The 5,230-nt window shown below is 72.0% G+C and carries 2 protein-coding genes and 2 pseudogenes; all 4 read right to left on the bottom strand.

Going from position 1 to position 5,230, the window contains the following annotated elements; translation table 11 throughout:
* Window positions 1-456: pseudogene (locus WA805_RS19770) on the bottom strand (dihydroorotate dehydrogenase electron transfer subunit); the annotation flags it as partial.
* A gap of 21 nt (window positions 457-477) precedes the next feature.
* A complete protein-coding gene (gene carB / locus WA805_RS19765; protein ID WP_424562959.1) occupies window positions 478-3,777 on the bottom strand; it encodes a carbamoyl-phosphate synthase large subunit in 3,300 nt (1,099 codons plus the stop codon).
* A gap of 108 nt (window positions 3,778-3,885) precedes the next feature.
* A complete protein-coding gene (gene carA / locus WA805_RS19760) occupies window positions 3,886-5,067 on the bottom strand; it encodes a glutamine-hydrolyzing carbamoyl-phosphate synthase small subunit (RefSeq protein ID WP_422277364.1) in 1,182 nt (393 codons plus the stop codon).
* Window positions 5,064-5,230 (bottom strand): annotated as a pseudogene (locus WA805_RS19755) (dihydroorotase); the annotation flags it as partial. The pseudogene WA805_RS19755 and the gene carA, both read right to left, overlap by 4 nt.

Below are 5,230 nucleotides of genomic sequence, written 5' to 3'. Positions count from 1 at the left end.
GCCCAGCAGGAAGTCCGCGGCGCAGTTCCGGTCGGCCAGCCGCGACGCCAGCGCGAACAGCGGCGCGGCGCCGGATCCCACCCCCAGCAGCAGGCAGGACGCGGACTCGCGCGGCACGGGGAAGGGGCGGCCAAGCGGTCCCACCACGTCAAGCACGTCCCGCGCCCGGCAGTCCGCGAGCCACTGCGCGCCAGGCTCGCGCGCCAGGAACACGAACTCGACCGTGCCGCCGTGGTCCGGCCGCACGTCGTGCACGGAGAACGTCCGCCGCGCCAGCATGGACGACGAGGGGCCGCCCACCGCCACCGCGATGAACTGGCCAGGGCGGAACCTGGTCGCGATCGCCGGGGCGACCACCGTCATGGCCACGTACGCGTCAACCCGGCGCACCGTGAGCACCGTCCCGCGCACCTGAACCGGCGCCACCCCGCTGCCCTCCTGATCGCCTCGCGCCATCCCGCAACCCGCCGACGACGCTTAGCCGCGCAGCGCGGCGGCGTGCTCCTGCAGCGAGCGCACGCCCACCTCGCCGCGGATCGTCGCCTCGATGCCCTGCACCGCCGCGGCCAGCCCGGCCACGGTCGTCACGCACGGCACGCCACGGCGGACCGCCGCGGTCCGGATCTCATAGCCGTCGAGCCGCACCGCCGCCGACGCCGCGGAGACGCTCCCGAAGGGCGTGTTCACAATCAGGTCTACCTCACCGTCCAGGATGCGCGTGACAACGGTCGGCTCTCCGTCCGGCCCGGCGCCGTCGCTGTGCTTTCGCACGATCTTGGCACGAACGCCGTTCCTGCGCAGTACCTCGGCAGTTCCGTATGTGGCCCAGATCTCGAACCCGAGGTCGGCGAGCCGCTTGACCGGGAACACCATGGCCCGCTTGTCCCTGTTCGCGATCGACACGAAGACCCGCCCGGTGACCGGCAGCGACCCGTACACGGCCTCCTGCGACTTGGCGTACGCGGTGCCGAACATCTCGTCGATGCCCATTACCTCGCCCGTCGACCGCATCTCCGGCCCGAGCACGGTGTCCACCCCGGCGCCCGTCGCGTCCCTGAACCGCCCGAACGGCAGCACCGCCTCCTTGACGGCCACCGGCGAGTCAAGCGGCAGGGTGCCGCCGTCGCCGTCGGCCGGCAGCACGCCAGACGAGCGCAGCGAGCCGATCGACGAGCCGAGCATCACCAGCGCGGCCGCCTTGGCGAGCGGCACGGCGGTCGCCTTGGACACGAACGGCACGGTCCGCGACGCGCGGGGGTTCGCCTCGAGCACGTACAGCACCCCGGCCGCGAGCGCGTACTGCACGTTGAGCAGCCCGCGCACCCCGACGCCGCGGGCGATCTTGTGCGTCGCCTCCCTGACCGCCGCGATGTCCCCGCGCCCCAGGGTGATCGGCGGCAGCGCGCACGCCGAGTCGCCGGAGTGGATCCCGGCCTCCTCGATGTGCTCCATCACGCCGCCCAGGTACAGCTCCGACCCGTCGTAGAGGGCGTCGACGTCGATCTCGATCGCGTCGTCGAGGAACCGGTCGATCAGCACCGGATGGTCGGGCGAGGCGGTCGTGGCGCGGTCCACGTAGCCCCGCAGCGTCTCCTCGTCGTAGACGATCTCCATGCCGCGCCCGCCGAGCACGTACGACGGCCGCACCAGCACCGGGTAGCCGATCTCGGCCGCCGCCACCGCCGCCTCCCCCGCGGACAGCGCGACCTCGCCGCGCGGCGCGGTCAGGCCCGCGGCGGCGAGCACCGACGCGAACGCGCCGCGGTCCTCGGCGAGGTGGATCGCGTCCGGCGACGTGCCGACGACCGGCACCCCGGCCGCTTCGAGACCGCGCGCAAGCCCCAGCGGCGTCTGCCCGCCGAGCTGCACGATCACGCCCGCGACCGGTCCCGCCGCCTGCTCGGCGTGCACCACTTCGAGCACGTCTTCCAGGGTCAGCGGCTCGAAGTACAGCCGGGAGGAGGTGTCGTAGTCGGTCGAGACGGTCTCCGGGTTGCAGTTGACCATCACGGTCTCGTAGCCCGCGTCGCGCAGCGCGAACGAGGCGTGCACGCAGGCGTAGTCGAACTCGATGCCCTGCCCGATCCTGTTGGGGCCGCTGCCGAGGATGATCACCTTCGGCCGGTCCCCCGGCGGCACCTCGTCGCCCTCGTCGTACGTCGAGTACAAGTACGGGGTGCGGGCCGCGAACTCGGCGGCGCAGGTGTCGACCGCGTGGTAGACCGGCCGCACGCCGAGCGCGTGCCGCAGGGCGCGCACCTGGTCCGCCCCGATGCCGCGGAGCTCCGCGAGCTGCGGGTCGGAGAACCCGTGCGATTTCGCCAGCCGGAACAGGCTGGTGTCGAGTTCAGAGGCGGCCGCTACCGTTCGGGATATCTCGTGGATTTGAACAACCTGGTCCACGAACCACGGATCGATGCCGGTGACCTCCGCCACCGCCTGCGGGGAGGCGCCGGCCCGCAGCGCTTGCAGCATGGTGTCGAGCCGGCCGTCGTGCGGGGTGCGGCAGCGGTCGAGCAGCAGGTCGGCGTCGGTTTCTGTGTTGCTGAATCGGAACGGGCCCGTCGCGGCTTCCAGGCTTCGCTGGGCCTTCTGCAGGGCCTCGCCGAACGAGCGGCCGATCGCCATCGCCTCGCCGACCGACTTCATGTGCGTGGTGAGCGTGGTGTCGGCGCCGGGGAACTTCTCGAAAGCGAACCGCGGGATCTTCACGACCACGTAGTCGAGGGCAGGCTCGAAGGACGCCGGCGTCTGGCCGGTGATGTCGTTCGGGATCTCGTCGAGGGTGTAGCCGATCGCGAGCCTGGTGGCGATCTTGGCGATCGGGAAGCCGGTTGCCTTGGAGGCGAGCGCCGAGCTCCGGCTCACGCGCGGGTTCATCTCGATGACGACCATCCGGCCGGTCTTCGGATCGACGGCGAACTGGATGTTGCAGCCGCCGGTGTCCACGCCGACCGCGCGGATGATCTGGATCGCGACGTCGCGCATGTGCTGGTACTCGCGGTCGGTGAGCGTCATCGCGGGGGCGACCGTCACTGAGTCGCCGGTGTGCACGCCCATCGGGTCGACGTTCTCGATCGAGCAGACGATCACGACGTTGTCGTTGCGGTCGCGCATCAGCTCGAGCTCGAACTCCTTCCAGCCGATGATCGACTCCTCGAGGAGGACCTCGGTCGTGGGGCTGGCGTCCAGGCCCGCGCCGGCGATCCTTCTCAGGCCGTCCTCGTTGTACGCGATGCCGGAGCCGGCCCCGCCGAGGGTGAAGCTCGGCCGGACGACCACGGGCAGGCCGAGGTCCGCTGTGGCGGCGAAGCACTCGTCGAGGGTGCGGCAGATCTGGCTGCGCGGGACCTCGGCGCCAAGGGCGGTGACGATCTCCTTGAAGCGCTCGCGGTCCTCGCAGGCCTCGATCGCGTCGATGTCGGCGCCGATCAGCTCGACGCTGTATTTCTTCAGGACGCCGCTGGCGTGCAGGGCCACGGCCGCGTTCAGGGCGGTCTGGCCGCCGAGCGTGGGCAGCAGCGCGTCCGGGCGCTCCTTCGCGATCACCTTCTCCAGGATGTCGGGGGTGATCGGCTCGACGTAGGTCGCGTCGGCGAACTCGGGGTCGGTCATGATCGTCGCCGGGTTGGAGTTCACCAGGCTGACCCGGATGCCTTCGGCGCGCAGGACGCGGCAGGCCTGGGTGCCCGAGTAGTCGAACTCGCAGCCCTGCCCGATCACGATCGGCCCGGACCCGATGACGAGCACCGACTTCAGGTCCTCACGCCGCGGCATGGGCTGCTCCCCTCGTTCCGGCAGCGCGCGAAGGCGGTCGATGGGCCATTGACCGCCATAGAAGGGGGACGATGGGCCATTCACCGCCATCGCGGGGCTGGGGTGGCGTCATCGGGCGTTGTCCATCAGGGCGGCGAACTGGTCGAAGAGGTCGACCGCGTCGTGCGGGCCGGGGGCAGCCTCGGGGTGGTACTGGACGCTGAAGGCGGGGCGGTCCAGGAGGCGGATGCCCTCGACCACGCCGTCGTTGAGGTTGACGTGGCTGACCACGGCCTCCCCGTACGGCGTGCCGAACGGCTTGCGAGCGCCTGGGGGTACGTGCGCCCAGGCGCTGCCCGCGTCGCGGCTGGTGTCGGCCTCGGGCGCCAGAGCGGCCGCGAAGCCGTGGTTGTGGCTGGTGATGTACACCCGGCCGGTGGCCAGGTCCATGACCGGCTGGTTCACGCCGCGGTGCCCGTAGCGCAGCTTGTACGTGCTGAGCCCGATCGCCCGGCCGAGGATCTGGCTGCCGAAGCAGATGCCGAACACCGGCACGCCGGCCTCGAGCACCCCGCGCATCGCGGCGACCGCGTACCCGGCCGCGGCCGGGTCCCCTGGCCCGTTGCTGAAGAACACCCCGTCGGGGTCGGTGGCCAGGATCTCCCCGGCGGTGACCGTCGCGGGCAGCACGCGGGCCTCCATGCCGCGCATGGCCATGTTCCGCGGGGTGGCGGCCTTGATGCCGAGGTCGACGGCGGCGACCCGGTACCTGGTCGCGGTGCCGTCGGGCGGGCTGACCGTGTAGGGATGCGGCGTGGTCACGGTCCTGGCCAGGTCGGCGCCGGTCATGCCGGGGCTGGCCAGCACCCGGTCGAGCAGCCGCCGCGGGTCATCCTCCACGGTGGAGACGGCGGCGCGCATCGCGCCCCGCTCCCTGATCCGCATGGTCAGCGCCCGGGTGCCCGGCACGGCGATGCCGGGGATGCCCTGGGCCTTGAGCTCGTCGTCCAGGCTGCGACGGGCCCGCCAGCTCGAGGCGAGCCTGGACGGCTCGCGGACCACGTAGCCGCTGACCCAGATCCGGTGCGATTCCGGGTCCTCGTCGTTGACCCCGGTGTTCCCGATGTGCGGCGCGGTCATCGCCACGATCTGCCCGGCGTACGACGGGTCGGTCAGCGTCTCCTGGTAGCCGGTCATCGCGGTGTTGAAGACCATCTCGCCGAACGTCTCGCCGCTCGCGCCGAAGCCCTCGCCGCGCAGCGTCGTGCCGTCCTCGAGCACCAGGATCGCGGGCTGGGCACCGCTCGTCATCGTGTCACCTTCCCGTCCAGCACCGTGGCCGCGCCGCGCAGGAACGTGGCGTGCACCCGCCCGGGCAGCGCCATGCCCGCGAACGGGCTGTTGCGGCTCTTGGAGGCGTGCGCGGCCGGGTCCACGGCCTCGGCGGGCGCGGCCGCGTCGTACAGCGTGAGGC

This window comes from Trebonia sp. (assembly GCF_049794275.1).
Lineage (GTDB): Bacteria > Actinomycetota > Actinomycetes > Streptosporangiales > Streptosporangiaceae > Trebonia.
Note: the sequence above shows the minus strand (reverse complement) of the source record. Positions and strands in the feature narration are given on the sequence as shown.

Excerpts from the sequence above, each read along its gene's own strand:
- carB (WP_424562959.1), bottom strand. The coding sequence starts at position 3,777 with ATGCCGCGGCGTGAGGACCTGAAGTCGGTGCTCGTCATCGGGTCCGGG.
- carA (WP_422277364.1), bottom strand. The coding sequence starts at position 5,067 with ATGACGAGCGGTGCCCAGCCCGCGATCCTGGTGCTCGAGGACGGCACG.